Origin of the sequence: Paenibacillus cineris (assembly GCF_018333335.1) — a bacterium.
GTDB classification, from domain to species: Bacteria; Bacillota; Bacilli; order Paenibacillales; family Paenibacillaceae; genus Paenibacillus_AQ; species Paenibacillus_AQ favisporus.
In genome coordinates this window covers 3,517,542-3,534,804 of record NZ_BORU01000001.1, presented here as the reverse complement: position 1 = coordinate 3,534,804, position 17,263 = coordinate 3,517,542, and the positions used below count along the sequence as shown (strand labels likewise).

Annotated in this window: 11 protein-coding genes; 10 read left to right on the top strand and 1 reads right to left on the bottom strand. The window is 53.4% G+C overall.

Annotation, left to right across the window (positions count from 1 at the left end):
- The first annotated feature begins 9 nt into the window (after window positions 1-9).
- Together KI379_RS16370 and KI379_RS16365 are read left to right on the top strand one after the other, a co-directional pair.
- Window positions 10-1,542, top strand: coding sequence for an extracellular solute-binding protein (locus tag KI379_RS16370; protein ID WP_212984218.1), 1,533 nt, complete (start codon window positions 10-12; stop codon window positions 1,540-1,542).
- 33 nt (window positions 1,543-1,575) lie between these two features.
- Window positions 1,576-3,354 carry a glycoside hydrolase family 35 protein gene (locus KI379_RS16365; protein WP_212984217.1) on the top strand — a complete coding sequence of 593 codons (1,779 nt, stop codon included), beginning with the start codon at window positions 1,576-1,578 and terminating at the stop codon, window positions 3,352-3,354.
- Window positions 3,355-3,526: 172 nt separating this feature from the next.
- On the opposite strand, the gene KI379_RS16360 is transcribed toward KI379_RS16365, so the two are convergent.
- Window positions 3,527-4,609, bottom strand: coding sequence for a GntR family transcriptional regulator (locus KI379_RS16360; RefSeq protein ID WP_212984216.1), 1,083 nt, complete (start codon window positions 4,607-4,609; stop codon window positions 3,527-3,529).
- A gap of 521 nt (window positions 4,610-5,130) precedes the next feature.
- On the opposite strand from KI379_RS16360, the gene KI379_RS16355 reads away from it, so the two are divergent.
- The 8 genes from KI379_RS16355 (at window position 5,131) to KI379_RS16320 (ending at window position 16,917) form a co-directional block, all read left to right on the top strand.
- On the top strand, window positions 5,131-6,048 hold the full coding sequence (locus KI379_RS16355; protein WP_373309561.1) for an ABC transporter permease: 918 nt from the start codon (window positions 5,131-5,133) through the stop codon (window positions 6,046-6,048).
- A gap of 11 nt (window positions 6,049-6,059) precedes the next feature.
- Window positions 6,060-6,956: a carbohydrate ABC transporter permease gene (locus KI379_RS16350; protein WP_089547852.1), complete on the top strand. Its 897-nt coding sequence runs from the start codon at window positions 6,060-6,062 to the stop codon at window positions 6,954-6,956.
- A gap of 79 nt (window positions 6,957-7,035) precedes the next feature.
- Window positions 7,036-8,667, top strand: coding sequence for an extracellular solute-binding protein (locus KI379_RS16345; protein WP_212984215.1), 1,632 nt, complete (start codon window positions 7,036-7,038; stop codon window positions 8,665-8,667).
- Window positions 8,668-8,728: 61 nt separating this feature from the next.
- On the top strand, window positions 8,729-10,354 hold the full coding sequence (locus KI379_RS16340; RefSeq protein WP_244879313.1) for a DUF4185 domain-containing protein: 1,626 nt from the start codon (window positions 8,729-8,731) through the stop codon (window positions 10,352-10,354).
- Between the two features lie 67 nt (window positions 10,355-10,421).
- Window positions 10,422-12,047 carry a hypothetical protein gene (locus KI379_RS16335; RefSeq protein ID WP_212984214.1) on the top strand — a complete coding sequence of 542 codons (1,626 nt, stop codon included), beginning with the start codon at window positions 10,422-10,424 and terminating at the stop codon, window positions 12,045-12,047.
- A gap of 72 nt (window positions 12,048-12,119) precedes the next feature.
- Entirely contained in the window at window positions 12,120-12,971 is an 852-nt protein-coding gene (locus KI379_RS16330; protein ID WP_212984213.1) for a sugar phosphate isomerase/epimerase family protein, read from the top strand.
- A gap of 190 nt (window positions 12,972-13,161) precedes the next feature.
- The gene (locus KI379_RS16325) at window positions 13,162-16,206 is read left to right on the top strand and encodes an alpha-mannosidase (protein WP_212984212.1); all 3,045 of its coding nucleotides are present in this window, start codon (window positions 13,162-13,164) and stop codon (window positions 16,204-16,206) included.
- 42 nt (window positions 16,207-16,248) lie between these two features.
- A complete protein-coding gene (locus KI379_RS16320; protein WP_212984211.1) occupies window positions 16,249-16,917 on the top strand; it encodes an SGNH/GDSL hydrolase family protein in 669 nt (222 codons plus the stop codon).
- Window positions 16,918-17,263 lie beyond the last annotated feature (346 nt).

Genomic DNA, 17,263 nt, shown 5'->3' with positions numbered 1-17,263 from the left:
TTATTCTCTATGAAAAGACAAGCAGAACAGAGAGCAAGGCAATGGTTCATCAAAACGCTCGTTGTGGCGGTGGGCACCAGCCTGCTGCTGTCCGCCTGCGGCGGCGGGGGTAAAAGCGGTTCGTCGGATTCTTCGGCCCCGACCAAGATACAGATGCAAACGCTGAATTACGCGACAGAGTTTATCGACAATACGAATCCGATCTGGAAGGAATTTGAGAAGCGCACGAACACGCAGCTGGATATTACCTGGCTGTCGCCGACAACGTCCGAGGAGAAGATCAACGTCATGCTGGCATCCGGCGATCTGCCGGAGGTGACGTTCGTGGAATCGCTGCTGAATCCGCAGCTGCAAAAAATGATAGGCCAAGGCGTGTTCTGGGATCTGACCCCGTTCATCAAGGATTACCCGAACCTGAGCCAGCCCGCGCTCGCCGAAATGTGGACGGATTCGAAGGTCGACGGCAAAAATTACAGCATTCCCCGCTATTATCCGAGCTATGGAGGAGGGGCGTTCCCGATTCTGCGCAAGGACTGGATGGACAAGCTGGGACTGCAGACCCCGACCACCATGGACCAATTTTTCGACGTGCTGAAGGCGTTCAAGGAGAAGGATCCGAACGGAAACGGCCAGGCGGACGAAATTCCGTATGCCGCCAACAGCGATACGATGGGCTTTGTGTATGGAGTGTTCAATGGCGTGCAGGGTGCCTGGAAGCTGAAGGATGACAAGCTGGTGCCGACGATTACGGAAGACGCGTCGCGGGATGCGCTCCTCTGGATCAAAAAAGCGTATGACGCCGGACTGTTCCCGAAAGATTTCGCGATCCTGAAGTACTCCCAGACGGTCGACCTGATCCGCGGCGGCAAATCGGGCGGCACGTCGCAGTCGATGAACCACGCCTGGGTGACGGGCTCCAAAATCAGGGAAGTGGTGCCGACGGCCGATTACATGCCGATTACCTACCTGCAAAACGCGGAAGGGGAGAAATATACGCCATCCGGATCGCCGTATTACGGCGTGTACCTGATCCCGAAAAAAGTGTCGGAAGCCAAGGTGAAGAAAATCCTTGAATTTTTCGATTACGCTTACGGCAAGGAAGGCAATGAGCTGGCAACTTACGGCATTGAGGGCGTCGACTACACGGTCGAGAACGGCCGCAAAATCCCGACGCCACAGGCAGCCAAGGACCAGGTGGGCGACGGCAACATGAACAACCTGATCCACCTGATCAGCGACGATATGTCGATCGGAGCGGTCGGCATGCCGGACGACGTATACAACCGTAATGTGGAAATCGTCAATGAGCGCAAACAAATCAAAACGCCGAATCCTGGCAACGAGCTGTACTCCGAAGCCTACAATAAATACTATCCGGAAATTTCGAAAAAAGTGAGCGATATGCGCACCAAAGTGATCATCGGCAAGGATACGATCGAAAACTACGACAAGCTCATCGAGCAGCTCCGAAGCGATCCGACGCTGAAACAGGTTGCGGATGAGATGACAGAGGCTTATCATAAAAAAATGGAAAGCAAGTAACCTCCAAATCCCATTCATGAGAGAGGCGAAACGATGAGTGTACTAAGTGTTCAAGGCAAGCAGTTTGTGTGGGACGGCGAGCCCATCCGCCTGGTTTCCGGGGCGATCCATTATTTTCGGGTCGTTCCCGAGTATTGGCGCGACCGGTTAACGAAGCTGAAGGCTTGCGGCTTTAACACGGTGGAGACCTACGTGGCCTGGAATATCCATGAGCCCAGAAAAGGGGAGTTCGTGTTCGATCACGGGGCGGATCTCGTCCGCTTCGTCGAAACGGCCGGTGAACTTGGCCTGCATGTCATCGTAAGGCCCAGCCCGTATATTTGCGCCGAATGGGAATTCGGCGGTCTGCCCGCCTGGCTGCTCAAGGAACCGGGCATCCGGTTGCGCTGCAATGACCACCGGTATTTGAGCCACGTCGATGCTTATTATGACGTGCTGATTCCGAAGCTGGTTCCGCTGCTCAGCACGAACGGCGGGCCGATTATTGCGATGCAGATCGAGAACGAATACGGCAGCTACGGCAATGACAAGGCGTATCTGAACCATTTGAAGAAAGGGCTTACATCCCGCGGTGTGGACGTGCTGCTGTTCACCTCGGACGGGCCGGGAGATTTTATGCTGCAGGGCGGCATGGTGGAGGGCGTGCTGGAGACGGTCAACTTCGGGTCCCGTGCGGTTGAAGCCTTTCAGGAACTGGAAGCCTATCAGCCGGACAAGCCGTATATGTGCATGGAGTTCTGGAACGGATGGTTTGACCATTGGGGCAAGCCGCATCATACCCGCGATGCGGCGGATGCTGCGCGCGTGTTCGAGGACATGCTGGCGGCCGGCGCTTCGGTCAACTTCTATATGTTCCACGGCGGGACGAACTTCGGCTTTTACAACGGCGCGAACTGCGGGGAAGAAGGGTACGCGCCGACCGTCACCAGCTATGATTATGATTCTCCGCTGAATGAATGGGGAGAGCCGACAGAGAAATTTTATGCGGTCCGGGACGTTCTATCGAAGTACGTGGACCTGCCGGAACTGCAGCTTCCCGATCCGATCGAGCGGAAGAGCTACGGCGAGGTCCGCCTGACCGACCGGGTCGGCTTATTCGACTCGCTCTCCGACCTGTCGAACGCGGTGGAGCGGGCTGTGCCGGAAACGATGGAGCAGCTGGATCAGGACTACGGCTTTATCCTGTACACGACCTTCGTCTCCGGGCCGCGCGGCGAAGCCGACCTGATCCTGCAGGAGGTGCGGGACCGTGCACTCATTTTTGTCGACGGGGAGTACCGGGGCGTCGTGCAGCGCTGGGATGAGCAGCGCAGCCTGAAGCTGACGATTCCGGCCGGCGGCGCGAAGCTGCAAATTTTGGTGGAGAACCTCGGAAGGGTCAATTACGGGCCGTACATGCACGACCCGAAAGGGATTACCGAAGGGGTCCGGTTAGGCAACCAGTTTTTGTTCGGATGGACGATCCACACGCTTCCGCTGAACAACCTGGACCAGTTGGCCTTTGTTCCGCATCTGAAGGAAGAAGAGGCCGCCGGCTTGGATGCTGCAAGCCAGAATACCCCTACATTTTACAGAGGCACCTTTGAGGTAAGCGGAACCGCCGATACCTTCTTGGACGTCACAGGCTGGACAAAAGGCGTCGCTTATATTAACGGGTTTAACCTCGGCCGGTACTGGGAGGTTGGGCCGCAGTCCACACTGTATATCCCGGCACCGCTGCTGCGCGAAGGCCGGAACGAAATCATACTGTTCGAGCTGCACGGTACGCGGCAGCCGTCCGTCACGCTGGCGGATCAGGCAAAGCTGGGTTAAAGCGAACAAAGTTAATTCCTGCGAGAAAGACAGTATTATACGAACTTATCTTATAGAGTAGGAAGACATCTTCTGAACGGGAAAAGGGAACGGCCTTAGGCGGCCGTTCCCTTTTTAATTTATGGTTGGCTCAATTCATTATGTGAAAAATTCATAATAGAAAAGCAGAGCGTCATGGCTCTACGTTGGACTGGATCGACTCGCGGATGACGAGCTCTGTGGACAGCAATATTTTTTTGGATCCGCCGGACAAGTCTTTGCTGCTCTCAAACAGCAGTTTTGCCCCTTCATAGCCCAGCATCTCGAAGGGCTGATTGACGGTGCTCAAAGATACTTTGGCATATTTCGAGCTTTCTACGTCATCGAATCCCATGATCGATATTTGCTCCGGAATGCTGACCCCTTGCTGCGTAAGCTGCCCGATCACTTCAAGCGCGCGTCTGTCGTTGACGCAAAACAGGGCGGTGAGCCCGCCTCTTTCAATTTGCCGCAGCAGCCTCGCATAATCTAATTCCCGCTGAAGAAACAAGACATCGTCATCCGGCCCGAGCGAAGCGTCTGCCATGGCATGGCGGTATCCGTTGTACCGTTCGACCTCGGTGCTCAGATGAAAATCATATGCGGCGAAGCCGATCTTCCGGTGGCCCTGGGCGATTAAATACGCAACAGCCTCATAAGCGCCGTCATGGTTATTGCATGTAATGCAGTTGACCGGATAACCGGCAGGAAAGCGGTCGAGCATGACGAACGGGATCGACTTCTTCCGGATTTCGTTGAGGTACTCCCTTGCTGCGTCGGGATTGGCGGAATAAATCAGCAGCCCGCGGTTTTCGGACTGAATCAGCTTCAGGATCAGCTCCCGCTCCTGTTCGACATCATTTTCCACAAATTCAATGATAAGTTTGCATCCCTGCTGGTTCAGAAAGGATTGCACGCCTTTGATAATCTTCATATACGAACTGTCGTACATATCGTTGCCGGAAATGATAAAGGTCACGTAATTGGACGTTTGGTTGACTGTTTCCGCCGGATTGGCGACAAAGCTGCCTTTTCCCCTGATCCGGTAGATGACGCCTTCATTGACGAGCTCCGCCAGTGCTTTCCTTACCGTAATGGAGCTGACATCCAGCAGCTTGGAGAACTCCGATTCGCTCGGAATCCGGTCATCCTTGCCAAGCTCGTTATTCTCGATTTGCGACAGTACATAATCTTTCACCAGCTGGTACTTGGGCAATGTTGTATCGTTCTTGCTCATGCAGGGTCACCTCTTATATAGACATATACTTACTTATAGTGCGTTGTTTGTTAAATAGTATACCAAGTAGTGCGTACTAACTCAACTTTATTGTATGAATCTGGGTTAAGCAGATGGGGTGTCTATGCGATTTATCTTGAAATTTGTTGATTTTATCCGGAAATATCTGATTTGTGCTGGTGTGGATGAATAGTATACTAACAACATTGTATAAAAATCATAAATCTATATATTGACGACCAAATTAGTATGTGTTATCCTTCGCTTAGCATAAGAACTCCGGGGAAAATGCATATGGTTTTACCTGCTTGATGAGTACGTTTAAGTTATGTCTAACCGTCTTTACCGTTGTAGTGACTCAAGCTTGCACACCTAATTGAAAGCGTTTCGATCTCGGGAAGTAGATATTTAACAGCATGTATTGAATGCGCTTTCAAAAATGAACGTATCCGATGCGGTTTTTCGGTGAAGAACGGCCGGAGTTCAAGCGATGATTTGAAGTAACTAGAAAAGGGGTGTTTATGTTGGCGGCAACCAATAAAAAGCGATGGTCCAAACTGTGGAAACACCGATATCTGTACCTGATGGTGTTGCCCGGTATGATCACGGTGCTGGTCTTCAGCTACTTTCCGATGTATGGAATCACCATCGCCTTCAAGGATTACAACGCATCAAAGGGGATCATGGGAAGCCCTTGGGTCGGCTTTAAATATTTCACCACGTTTTTTCATGACCCGATGGCCTTCCGCGTATTAAAAAACACGCTGCTTCTGGGGCTGTATACGCTGCTGTGGTCGTTCCCTGCGCCTATTATCCTCGCTTTGTTGTTTAACGAACTGAGGAATAAGCATTTTAAAAAATTCGTCCAAACCGTTTCTTACTTCCCGCATTTTATTTCGGTGGTGATCGTTGCAGGGATGCTGAAGGACTTTACGGCGAGAGACGGCCTCTTCAACCAAATCATTACATACTTTGGCGGCACCCCGATCATGTTTCTGCTGGAGCCGGGATATTTCCGAACGATCTTCATCTCTTCCGGCATATGGCAGGGAGTTGGCTTTGGAACAATCATCTACCTTGCCGCTTTGAGCGGGATCGATCCGACCTATTACGATGTGGCGGAAGTGGACGGAGCGAGCCGGTGGAAAAAGATCGTGCACATTACCTGGCCCTCGATCAAACCGACGACGATCATCCTGCTGATTTTCGCCTTGGGCGGAATTCTCGGATCCGATTTTCAGAAAATTATTCTGCTGTATTCGCCTGAAACTTACAGCGTGGCTGACGTCATTGGATCGTATGTTTACCGTCAGGGGATCCTCGGCGCAAGATACGAGTACACCACGGCCATCGGATTATTTATGTCGGTCATCTCCTTTGTAATTTTGTACATTTCCAATTGGGTCAGCCGCAAAGTCTCGGAGACGAGTTTGTTTTAGGGGGGATAATCTTGAGAAAAATCAGCTTCGGTTCCAGAGTGTTTGACGCCTTTAATATTTTCATCATGCTGTTGATCCTTGTCGTTGTGCTGTACCCCATTCTGAATATTATCGCTACCTCCTTCAGCAGCGGGAAGTACATCGCCTCGGGAAGCGTTACGATTTGGCCGAAAGGCTTTACCGTACAGGCTTACGCAGACGTATTTAAAGACTCGCTCATTTATAAGGGGTATCTGAATTCCATCCTTTACGCGGTAGGTTCTACCGGTATTATGCTGCTGTTTACCTCGCTGCTGGCTTATCCGCTGACCATTCCCGGATTTGCGGGAAAGAAATTTATCACCATCTTTCTGATGATCACGATGTTTTTCAGCGGGGGCTTAATTCCTACTTACCTGCTGATGCGCAGTCTACATCTGCTTGACACCGTTTGGGTCATGATCCTTCCCGGCGCGGTTGGAGCTTACAATGTGTTTTTGTTCCGGACCTTCTTTTCGAATGTGCCGGCAGAACTGAAAGAATCGGCGGTCATGGATGGAGCCAACGATGTCGTCGTCCTGTTCCGGATCGTCCTGCCGTTGTCGAAGGCACTGCTTGCGACATTTGCCTTGTTTGGTTTGGTAGGAAGCTGGAACAGCTGGTTTGAAGCGCTCATCTATCTTAAGGATCAGGATAAGTATCCGCTGCAAATGATTCTGCGAAACTATTTGTTTGCGCTGGATACCAACGCGATCCAAGGCAGGGTAGGTGCCGGTAACGTGGCCATCAATTCTTCGGGATCCTCGCTTGACCCGAAGGCGATCCGAATGAGCGTGATCATCATTACGATGTTCCCTATTATGGCGATTTACCCATTCTTTCAAAAGCACTTTACGAAAGGGGTATTGGTGGGAGCGATTAAGGGCTGACAGATATTTTCAACATGGATGTAAGAGGAAAGATTCTTTTACGCCATATTTAATAAACAATGTTATAGGAGGAATTGGGATGGTTAAAAAAGCAAAAATGCTCAGCCTGATCCTGGCTTGCATGCTGGCCTTTTCCGTAACGGCCTGCTCCAAGTCCGACGAGACTTCCAAGGATTCTGCGGATGGCGACACGTTATCTTTTTCCGTAACGCTTCCGTCGAGCGGGGTGGACAACGAGAACAGCATGATCGGCAAGGAATGGAAAAAGCAGATGGAAGCCAAACTGGGCAAAAAACTGAATATCAAGTTTAATTATATTCCGTCATCGGAATATGACGAAAAAGTAAAGCTCATGATTGCGAGCGACGATTTGACGGATTTTTTCGTCACGCCATTATTTTACGACATCACAGACATGGCTGAACAAGGCCAAATTCTTGAGCTCAGCCAGTATAAGGATTTAATGCCCAACTATATGAACTATCTCAGCAAGGTGAAGAACGGCATGGCGCGTGTGACCAACTCTGAAGGAAAAATGTACTCTTTCAAGGAAACTTCGACGCCCAGATTTCCTCAGGATAAAGGCTTGCTGATTCAAAACGTATCCGCCTACAGATACGATGTATTCAAGGAGAAGAACATCAAAATTCCGGAAACGCTGGATGAATTTTATGACGCGGCCAAAAAGCTGAAACAGCTGTATCCCGATAAGTACCCGGTGGATACGAAGTGGAACAGTTTGAGATCGCTCTTCTCGGCGAATCACATCAAGGACGACATTTACTGGGATGGCAGCAAATACGTGTACGGCATTTTTAATGAAGGATATAAAGACGCCCTTCAGTTCGCGAATAAGCTGTATTCGGAGCAGCTGCTGGATCCCGAGTACACGATCGATACGGACGACATGATCCGGAAGAAGGCGATGAATGGCGATACTTTCATGTGGCTGACCCAGTGGTTTACGGAGCCGGGAGATTACACAAGAAACGCGGATGACGGCAAAATATTTGCAGTTTCGCTGTACCCGGACAATCCGAAGTACGGAAAGGCGTGGCAGGAAGCGACGAACGGAAATACCCCGGACCTGGGCTGGGCCACGTTCTGCATCAGCTCCAAAGCCAAAAATCCGGAAGAATTAATCAAGCTGATCGATTTACAATATTCCGACGAAAACATCAGGCTCGTGACTTGGGGAATCGAAGGAACGACCTACAAAATCGGAGAAGACGGCAATCCGACCTTTATGGATTCGTTTAAAACGGCGAAGGATCCATGGCTGGAAGGGGATAAGTACGGGATCCGGGCAAGCAAAAATTATAACCCGGGTTTGCAAATGGTCAACGATGCCAGAGCATTCGTAGATTTTGCCGCAACGGATTATACCGTATTTAACGGCAAGTATGAGGAAGTCCCGCTTGAAAAGTCGCCTTATCTGACAAGTCTGCCAATGCCGAACAACGATTATGTCCCTTCGTGGTACAGCGAGCCGGCCATCCAGTTCACACCGGACGAAAGCCAGGAAATATCCGAGATCATGAACCCGATCAAAACATTCGTTACGGAAGAGCAGGCAAAGTTTGTCGCCGGGAAGCAGAGCTTTGACAACTGGCCGAAATTTATCGATCAGGTTAAAAAAATGGGCGATATCGATAAAGTGTTGAAAATTTACAACGATGCGGCCCAAAGAGTCCTGTCCAAAACGTCCTAACCAACAGCATCGAGACCATTCCACCAATGACAAATCGACAAGAAGTCGGGAGGAAGCCGAGATGGTAGTGAAGATGAAAATGTGGAAGCAGGCTGGTGTATGGACCTGCGCCGCGCTGCTGTTAGTTACAATGGCACCGGGCGTTACGCCGGTCCAGGCTGCAGGAAGTAGCGCCGAGCAAAAAGCAGGCAGCTCGTTAAATCAGGTGCAGGAGCCGTTCATGATCAAGGTCGTGGATGCCGAGACGGGCCGGGGCATTCCGCTTGTGGAACTGAAGACGACGAATAACATTTTGTATTATACGGACAGCGCAGGCGTCGTGGCATTCGACGAACCGGGGCTGATGGATACGACGGTCTTCTTCCATATGTCCAGCGACGGCTACGAAATTCCCGCCGACATGTTCGGCAACCGCGGGCAGGCAGTCGAGGTTACGCCTGGCGGCAGTGTCACGCTGCAGATGAACCGGGTCAACATCGCCGAGCGGCTGTACCGGGTGACCGGCCAGGGCATTTACCGTGACAGTCTGCTGCTCGGTTTAAATACGCCGATTCAACAGCCCGTCATCAACGGTCTGATTATGGGCCAAGATTCCGTGCAGACGATCGAATACAACGGGAAGCTGTACTGGTTCTGGGGCGATACGGACAGACCCGCCTACCCGCTGGGAAATTTCCGCACGACGGGCGCGACGTCGGAATTGCCGCAAAACGGCGGACTTGACCCGGATGTCGGCGTGAACCTGAAGTATTTTACCAAAGAGGACGGATTTGCCAAAAGCATGGTGCCGACGCTTCCCGACGGAGGAAACATGGCTTGGATTTTCGGTCTGATGACGGCAAAGGACAGCACGGGAAAAGAGCGTCTGCTTACAGGTTACACGACGCTAAATCCTGATATCGTTGCGCGCGGCATCCTGGTCTTCAACGATCAGACGGAGCAGTTTGAACAGGCCGTCCAGTTCCCTTCCAAGGACGATTGGCGCCATCCGGGCGGTCAGGCAACCTATTACGAGGAGAACGGCAAGGGATACTGGCTGTTTACCGAGCACCGGATTCCGAACTTACGTGTGGCCGCCAGCTACGACGCCATCACCGACTACACTCAATACGAGTCGTTTACGTGCCTGACGCCGGGAGCGGCTTACGACGGCGCGAATACGTCCCTCGAGCGCGACCAGAACGGCAAGCTGGTATGGGGCTGGAAGAAGAACACCCCGGTGCTGACCCAGGATCAAGAAAAAGAATTAATCGGGTTTGGCCTGATCAAGGCGGACGACCCGCGCTACTATCAGCTGAAAGATGCCGATACCGGCGAAGAGGTTTCGCTGGCCCAAAGCTCCGTCGAATGGAACGATTACCGGCAGCGCTACGTGATGATCGGACAGCAGGTGATGGGCAAAACGTCGGTTCTCGGGGAAATGTGGTACGCGGAAGCAGACTCGCCCCAAGGACCCTGGACGAATGCCAAGAAGATCATTACGCATAACAACTATACCTTCTATAACCCGGCCCAGCACAAGTTCTTCTTTAAAGACGGCGGACGCGTCATTTACTTCGAGGCGACCTATACGAATACGTATACAGACCATATTCCAACACCGCGCTACAACTACAACCAGGTCATGTACAAGCTGAATCTTGACGATCCGCGGCTTGGTCTTGAGCCAGTTCAGAACCGCAAGTGACGGCTGATGCGGAAGCGGACATGATTCGCCGATCCCAATAGGGCACTCCGCCCAGGAGGTAAACGAAATGAAATGGAAGCCTTGGAAAAACGCGGGCATCTGGACCTGTGTCATGCTGACGGTCTTGACGGCGCCGGGTGCCGCGATGGCGGCTCAGGCGGAAGGGAATAGCGCCATGCCGGATGTAAGCAGCGCTAAGAAAATGGTTCAGAAGCCGTTTATGATCAAAGTCGTGGACGCCGAGACGGGTCGGGGGATTCCGCTGGTCGAGCTGAAGACGACGAACAATATGTTGTACTATACGGACAGCGCAGGTGTCGTGGCTTTCAATGAGCCGGGCTTGATGGATCAAACGGTCTTTTTCCATATGTCGAGCGACGGCTATGAGGTGCCGACAGACATGTTCGGTTACCGCGGCCAGGCTGTTGAAGTGACGCCCGGTGGAAGCGTGACGCTGAAAATGGACCGGGTCAACATTGCTGAGCGGTTATACCGGGTCACCGGTCAAGGCATCTACCGGGACAGCGTCCTGCTTGGCCAGAAGCCGCCGGTCAAGGAGCCGCTCCTGAACGGGCTCGTGATGGGTCAGGACTCCGTCCAAACGATAAAGTACCGCAATCGGCTGTACTGGTTCTGGGGCGATACAGACAGACCCGCTTATCCCCTCGGGAACTTTCGTGTGACGGGTGCCACTTCGAAGCTGCCGGAAAAAGGCGGTCTCGATCCCGATACCGGCATCGATTTGGATTACTTTACGAAAGAGGACGGTTTCGTTAAAAGCCTGGTTCCCCAGCTGCCTGACGGTGCCGGCATCGCCTGGGTGTTCGGCTTGATGACCGCCAAGGACGGCAGCGGGCAGGAACGCCTGCTCGCCGGTTACAGCACGCACAATCCCGAGCTCAGTGCCTTCGGCATTCTTGCCTTTAACGACGAGAAGAAGGAGTTTGAGCAGGTCGTTCAGTTCCCTTCCAAAGACGATTGGCGCCATCCGGGGGGCCAGGCGGCTTATTACGAGGAGGACGGCAAGGGCTACTGGCTCTTTACCGAACACCGGATGCCGAACCTGCGCGTGGCGGCAAGCTATGATGCCATCACCGACTATACCCAATACGAGTCGTTTACGTGCCTGACACCGGGAACGACTTACAACGGGGCCCAAACGTCCCTTGAACGCGGCGCGGACGGCAAGCTCGTATGGGGCTGGAAAAAGAACACCCCGCCGCTCACCCAGGTTCAAGAGAAGGAGCTGATCGATGCCGGGCTGATTCAGGCGGACGATCCGACCTACTTTCAATTAAAAGACGCCGATACCGGCGAAGAGGTTCAAATCGCTTCAAGCTCCATCGAATGGAACGATTACCGGCAGCGTTACGTGATGATCGGGCAGCAGATGCAAGGCAAGTCCTCCGTGCTCGGAGAAATCTGGTACGCGGAAGCTCCCGCGCCTCAAGGACCTTGGACCACGGCTAAAAAGATCGTCACGCATAACAACTATACTTTTTATAACGTGGCCCAGCATAAGTTTTTCAATAAGGAGGGCAGCCGGATCATCTACTTCGAGGGCACGTATACGAATACGTTCACCAATCATGTCCCGACGCCGCGTTATAACTACAATCAGGTCATGTATAAGCTCGACTTGGCCAATCCGAAGCTTGGGCTGACGCCGGTCCAGGGAACGAGTGGTTCATAGAGCGCCGGGCTGCTCAGGCAGATTGCAATGGGATGGAGATTTTTTTCAAACAACAGTGAGGAGGAATATCACATGCTGAAGGGATTGACGCTTGCCGGTTTGGGAGCAGTCGAAAGTGAAGAGAGGTTCATCGAATTGGCGGGTGAGGGCGGTTTTCAAGCGGTTGACATCGATGCCCGGGGATTGATCGAGCGGCTGGGAACAGAGGGGGCTGCGGCTAAGCTTGAGCGGCACGGAGTCGTCGTCGGCGCGATCGGCCTGCCTGTGGAGTGGAGGGCGGGCGAGGAAGAGTTCCTCGCCGGGCTGCCCGGCCTGACGGAAGCTGCTGCCGCAGCCCGGGCGCTGGGCTGTACGCGCTGCTGCACGTACATTCTGCCATCGACCGACGCCAAACCGGCGCACTTCATGGCGGTCGCCACCCGGCGCCTCCGCATCTGCGCCCAAATCCTCGGCGCCTATGGCATCAGGCTCGGACTGGAATTCGTTGGTCCGCATCATCTGCGGACGGCGTGGAAATATCCTTTTATCTGGACGATGGAAGAGACGCTGGACTGGGTCGAAGCGATCGGCGAGCCGAATGTCGGCCTGCTGCTGGATGCGTATCATTGGTATACGAACGGTCTCTCCGTAGACGACATCGAGCGGCTGCAGCCGCAGCAGATCGTTCATGTGCATATCAACGACGCACCGGATCTGCCGGTCGAGGCCGTGCTGGATAACGGGCGTCTGTACCCTGGGGAAGGCGTCATCGACCTGGAGGGCTTTTTAAGAGGGCTGCAGCGCATTGGATATGACGGTATCGTATCGCAGGAAGTGCTGACGCCGGCCATGCCGGAAGACACGCCGGAACAGCTGATTCGCCGCTCCAAAGCCGGGTTCGATCGCGTATTCTCCGCTGCCGGAATCGGTGCGGGAGGCAGATGAGTCCGATGGAGCGGGCGGTAACATCGTATTTTGTAGACGGATACCACGGCGGGATTCAGGGGCATATGCCCCTTGGATCCTGACCAGACCTCTCGTGTGAACCTGTCGCTGCAGCAGCATGGTCTCGCCACGCTCCGGTGCAGCGGCATCCGCTGCAACCCAGATCAATTCATAGGATGTGATCCGTCATTTGGATAAGAGAAAAGAGATTCTATACCATGTTGAGAAGCTGCTGAGGGATAAAAACCGCTACATGTATACCGTGGTCTCGCCGGTCGATTTTACCTGCTTTGTCACGAAGGAGCGGCTATCCTGCAGGGAAATAGAGAGTAACCGATTTGAGGCGATCGAGCCGGGCGACCGGTGGGGCGGAGACTGGACGTATGCATGGCTCCGCTCTTCCGTTACCGCTCCCATGGAAGCCGAGGGCAAACGTTTGGTCATCCGGGCCGATTTCGGTTCGGAGGCGACGGTCTACGTGAACGGAATCGTACGGGGGGCGCTGGATCTTCAGCACCATGACGTGACGTTGACACGCAGCGCTAAGGCCGGCGAGCGGTTTGAAGTCGCTGCCGAGGCGTATGCCGGCCATTCGGGCATCCAGCCGGTGCTTGGGGAATCGCAGCTTTGCCTTTTTGAAGAGGAAATCTATCAATTTTATATCGATTTGGAATGTTTGGTTCAGGTCAGAAATCATATCGATCCGGATTCGCTACGCGCGGCGGAGATCGACCGCGGTTTGACGGAGGTCGTCCGGACGATTGATTGGGGGCTTGCGAAGGATGCGCTGACGGCAAATGTTCAGCAATGCCGGCAGCGGATGGCGCCGCTCCTGGAATGCGTAAACGGATCGACGGCGCCCTTGCTGTACCTCATGGGGCAGTCCCATCTCGATATCGCCTGGTTGTGGCCGATGGAGGAAACGAAGCGGAAAATCGCCCGGACGATGTCCAATCAGCTTGCCCTCATGGAGGAATATCCCGATTACCGCTACGTCCAGAGCCAGCCGTACTTGTTCCAGCTTGCCAAGGACCTGTATCCCGAGTTATACGCGCGCATCCAACAAGCGGTGAATGAGGGTCGGATCATTCCGGAAGGCGGCATGTGGGTGGAATCCGATACGAATCTGCCCGGCGGGGAGAGCCTGATCCGGCAAATACTTCACGGCAAGCGCTTTTTCAAGGAGGAGTTCGGCAAGGAAAACGAAATGCTGTGGCTTCCCGACGTGTTCGGATACTCCGGCAACATGCCGCAAATTATGAAGGGCTGCGGGCTCCGGTACTTTGCTTCCGTGAAAATGTTCCAGACGTACGAGAACGTGTCGGACCCGTTTCCGTACAATACCTTTCTTTGGGAAGGGATCGACGGCTCGCAGGTGCTGACCCATCTGCTGGATTATGGCGATTTTCCGATTCGGGTCAATCCTTCGTTTCTCATCCGGCAATGGAATGATCGGGTGCAGAAGGACGGCATTGCGACAAGACTTGTACAGTTCGGCCACGGCGACGGCGGCGGCGGGGCGAACCGGGACGACTTGGAATTCCTCCGCCGGCTTGAAAATTTGGAGGGCGTGCCGCGTACGGTGCACGGCTCACCGATCGACTATTTTGAGGATCAGATCGAAAGAGGTGTTCCGGATGCCAAATATGTCGGGGAGCTGTACTATCCGGCGCACCGGGGAACCTATACGACGCAGGCTCAGATCAAGCGGCTAAACCGGAAGGCGGAAGTCGGGCTTCACGAGGCTGAAATGTGGGGTGCCGCAGCCAGCCTGCTTCAGCGCCGGGCCTATCCGTACGAGGAGATGGACCGGTTGTGGAAGAAGCTGCTGCTGCATCAGTTCCATGATATTTTGCCGGGCACGTCCATTCACCGCGTCCATGAGGAAGCGCAGGCAGAGCTGACGGAATTGAACGGGCAAGTCGATGCGATGGCTTCCGGCGCAAAAGAGGTGCTTGCGGGTAGCGGACGTTCCGGTGTTACGGTGTTTAACTCGCTCTCCTGGGCAAGGAAAGAGCTGGTTGTCCTGCCCGAAGGCGTAGAAGGTATCGCGGACCGGGACGGAAAAACGCTCCCTGTGCAGCGGCATGACGGCAAACGTTACGCCGAAGTCGAGACGCCGTCTGCGGGATGGGCGGCATACTCGGTTACTGCGGATGACGTAACGCCGGAAGCGCCGGGACAAGCTGTCCTAACGGCTACGAAGTCGCATCTTGAGAACGAGTACTTAGCCATGGGGATAAATGAATACGGTGAGATCGTCAGCATCCTGGACAAGGAAACCGGAACGGAATGGACGGCGGGACATTGCAACGCCATGAAGATGTACCGCGATCAGCCGTCGGCGTTCGATGCGTGGGAAATCGACCGCGGCTATCAGGCTGCTCCAGTCGCGTTGGATGAGAAGGCCGAAGTCTATGTCACCGCAGAGGGGCCTCTGTTTGCCAATATCCGCGTTGAGCGCATGCTTCATCGATCCAAATTAATCCAGGATATCCGGATCCGGGCCGGCAGCCGCCGCGTTGAGTTTCATACGACGGTACATTGGCACGAGAAGAACAAAATGCTGCGGGTCGATTTTCCTGTACGTGTCCATGCGAACGAATCGTTACAGGAAATTCAGTTCGGTTACGTCAAACGGCCAAATCATGCCTCCAGGCCCCACGATGCCGACCGGTTCGAATTATGCCAGCATAAGTGGGCGGTGCTTGCGGAGAGTAACCGCAGCTTTGCGCTGCTGAACGATTGCAAGTACGGGATCGCCGTGCAGGACAACACGATGAGCTTGACGCTGCTTCGTTCGCCGACGCATCCGGACGAAACGTCGGATCAGGGAACGCACGAGTTTACGTACGGATTCTTTGTATGGAACGGGTCATTTCTGGAATGCCCCGTCGTTCAGGAAGCGTATGAGCTGAACTATTCGGTAAGCCTCGTGCACAGCGGAAACCAGGCGGGTCATAAATCTTTCCTGCAAACGGATCAAGCCAGCGTAATTACAGAGACGGTCAAGCTTGCCGAAGACGGATCGCGAGACTGGATCATCCGGGCCTATGAGTGCAAAGGTGCCACCGTATCATGTGGATTCACCTTTAACCTCCCCGTCAAAATCGCGTACGAAACCAATATGCTGGAGGAAGTGACGGCCGATCTGCCGGTTGCTGAAGGGAAGCTGAAGCTGGATTTCCGCCCTTTTGAAGTGAAAACGATTCGGCTTGTGCTGCTTGATGCGTAGAAAAAGGTGTAAAAGGAACAAAAGATGGGAGGAATCGCGAAGATGAAGATGGACAAAGGACAGCGCCTGGTCATGATCGGCGATTCGATTACGGACTGCGAGCGTAAATTCCCTTACGGGGAAGGGTTGTTTCAAGGCGTAGGCAAAGGGTATGTGTCGCTCGTGGACACCCTGCTTCAGACGGCGTATCCAGAGCTGAACCTGCGGGTCACGAACATGGGAATCGGCGGCAACACGGTCAGGGATATGAAAGAACGGTGGCAGACGGACGTACTGGATCTGAAGCCGGATTGGCTGTCCATTATGATCGGTATCAACGACGTGTGGCGGCAGTTCGACCAGCCGGCGATTCCGGAATCGCATGTGCTGTTGGAAGAGTATGAACATACTTTGGTGGAATTGGCGGAGCAGGCGCTCCCCGGCCTCAAAGGGCTTGTCATCATGACTCCGTTTTATATCGAACCGAACTCCGAAGACGGGATGAGACGGCGGATGGATGATTTCGGCCGGGCGGCCCACAGGGTTGCCGAGCGCGTCGGAGCGCTATTCGTGGACACGCAAGCGGTGTTTGAGCCGATGTTCGGTTATGTGCATCCCACCGCGATCGCATCAGACCGGGTACATCCGAGCCTGACCGGCCACATGCTGATCGCACGAGCCTTCCTGCAGGCAATCGGCTTCGATTGGAAGCGTATGAGCGGTGAGGTTTGACTTCGATAACGGTCAGGAGATGAAAGAACAGATTCAGAATCAAGCATCGGGAAGTGATCGCAGCTGGCTACGATGTTAATATAGCATTATATGAAAAATTCACAACAATATCTGCTTAAGGGGCGAGCGTACTTCATACGCTTGCCTTTTCCTGCTTATATACTCCGGTTTATTTACTGATAGCTGCAACGGTCATGTTTCTTTGGCGCCGATCACGAAGGAAGAATACGAAACAACGGTGAACGTGCTCAGCCGCTTGATCCGACACATGAACGCGACGATCACTAAGGACTAACCGCATTAAATATATTAAAAAAACAACATATGAAAAATTCATAATAGCAAA

Bases quoted from the DNA above. Each gene is read 5' to 3' on its own strand.
- KI379_RS16330 (WP_212984213.1), top strand. From the start codon at position 12,120: ATGCTGAAGGGATTGACGCTTGCCGGTTTGGGAGCAGTCGAAAGTGAA.
- KI379_RS16320 (WP_212984211.1), top strand. From the start codon at position 16,249: ATGAAGATGGACAAAGGACAGCGCCTGGTCATGATCGGCGATTCGATT.
- KI379_RS16355 (WP_373309561.1), top strand. From the start codon at position 5,131: ATGTTGGCGGCAACCAATAAAAAGCGATGGTCCAAACTGTGGAAACAC.
- KI379_RS16360 (WP_212984216.1), bottom strand. From the start codon at position 4,609: ATGAGCAAGAACGATACAACATTGCCCAAGTACCAGCTGGTGAAAGAT.
- KI379_RS16370 (WP_212984218.1), top strand. From the start codon at position 10: ATGAAAAGACAAGCAGAACAGAGAGCAAGGCAATGGTTCATCAAAACG.
- KI379_RS16345 (WP_212984215.1), top strand. From the start codon at position 7,036: ATGGTTAAAAAAGCAAAAATGCTCAGCCTGATCCTGGCTTGCATGCTG.
- KI379_RS16365 (WP_212984217.1), top strand. From the start codon at position 1,576: ATGAGTGTACTAAGTGTTCAAGGCAAGCAGTTTGTGTGGGACGGCGAG.
- KI379_RS16340 (WP_244879313.1), top strand. From the start codon at position 8,729: ATGGTAGTGAAGATGAAAATGTGGAAGCAGGCTGGTGTATGGACCTGC.
- KI379_RS16335 (WP_212984214.1), top strand. From the start codon at position 10,422: ATGAAATGGAAGCCTTGGAAAAACGCGGGCATCTGGACCTGTGTCATG.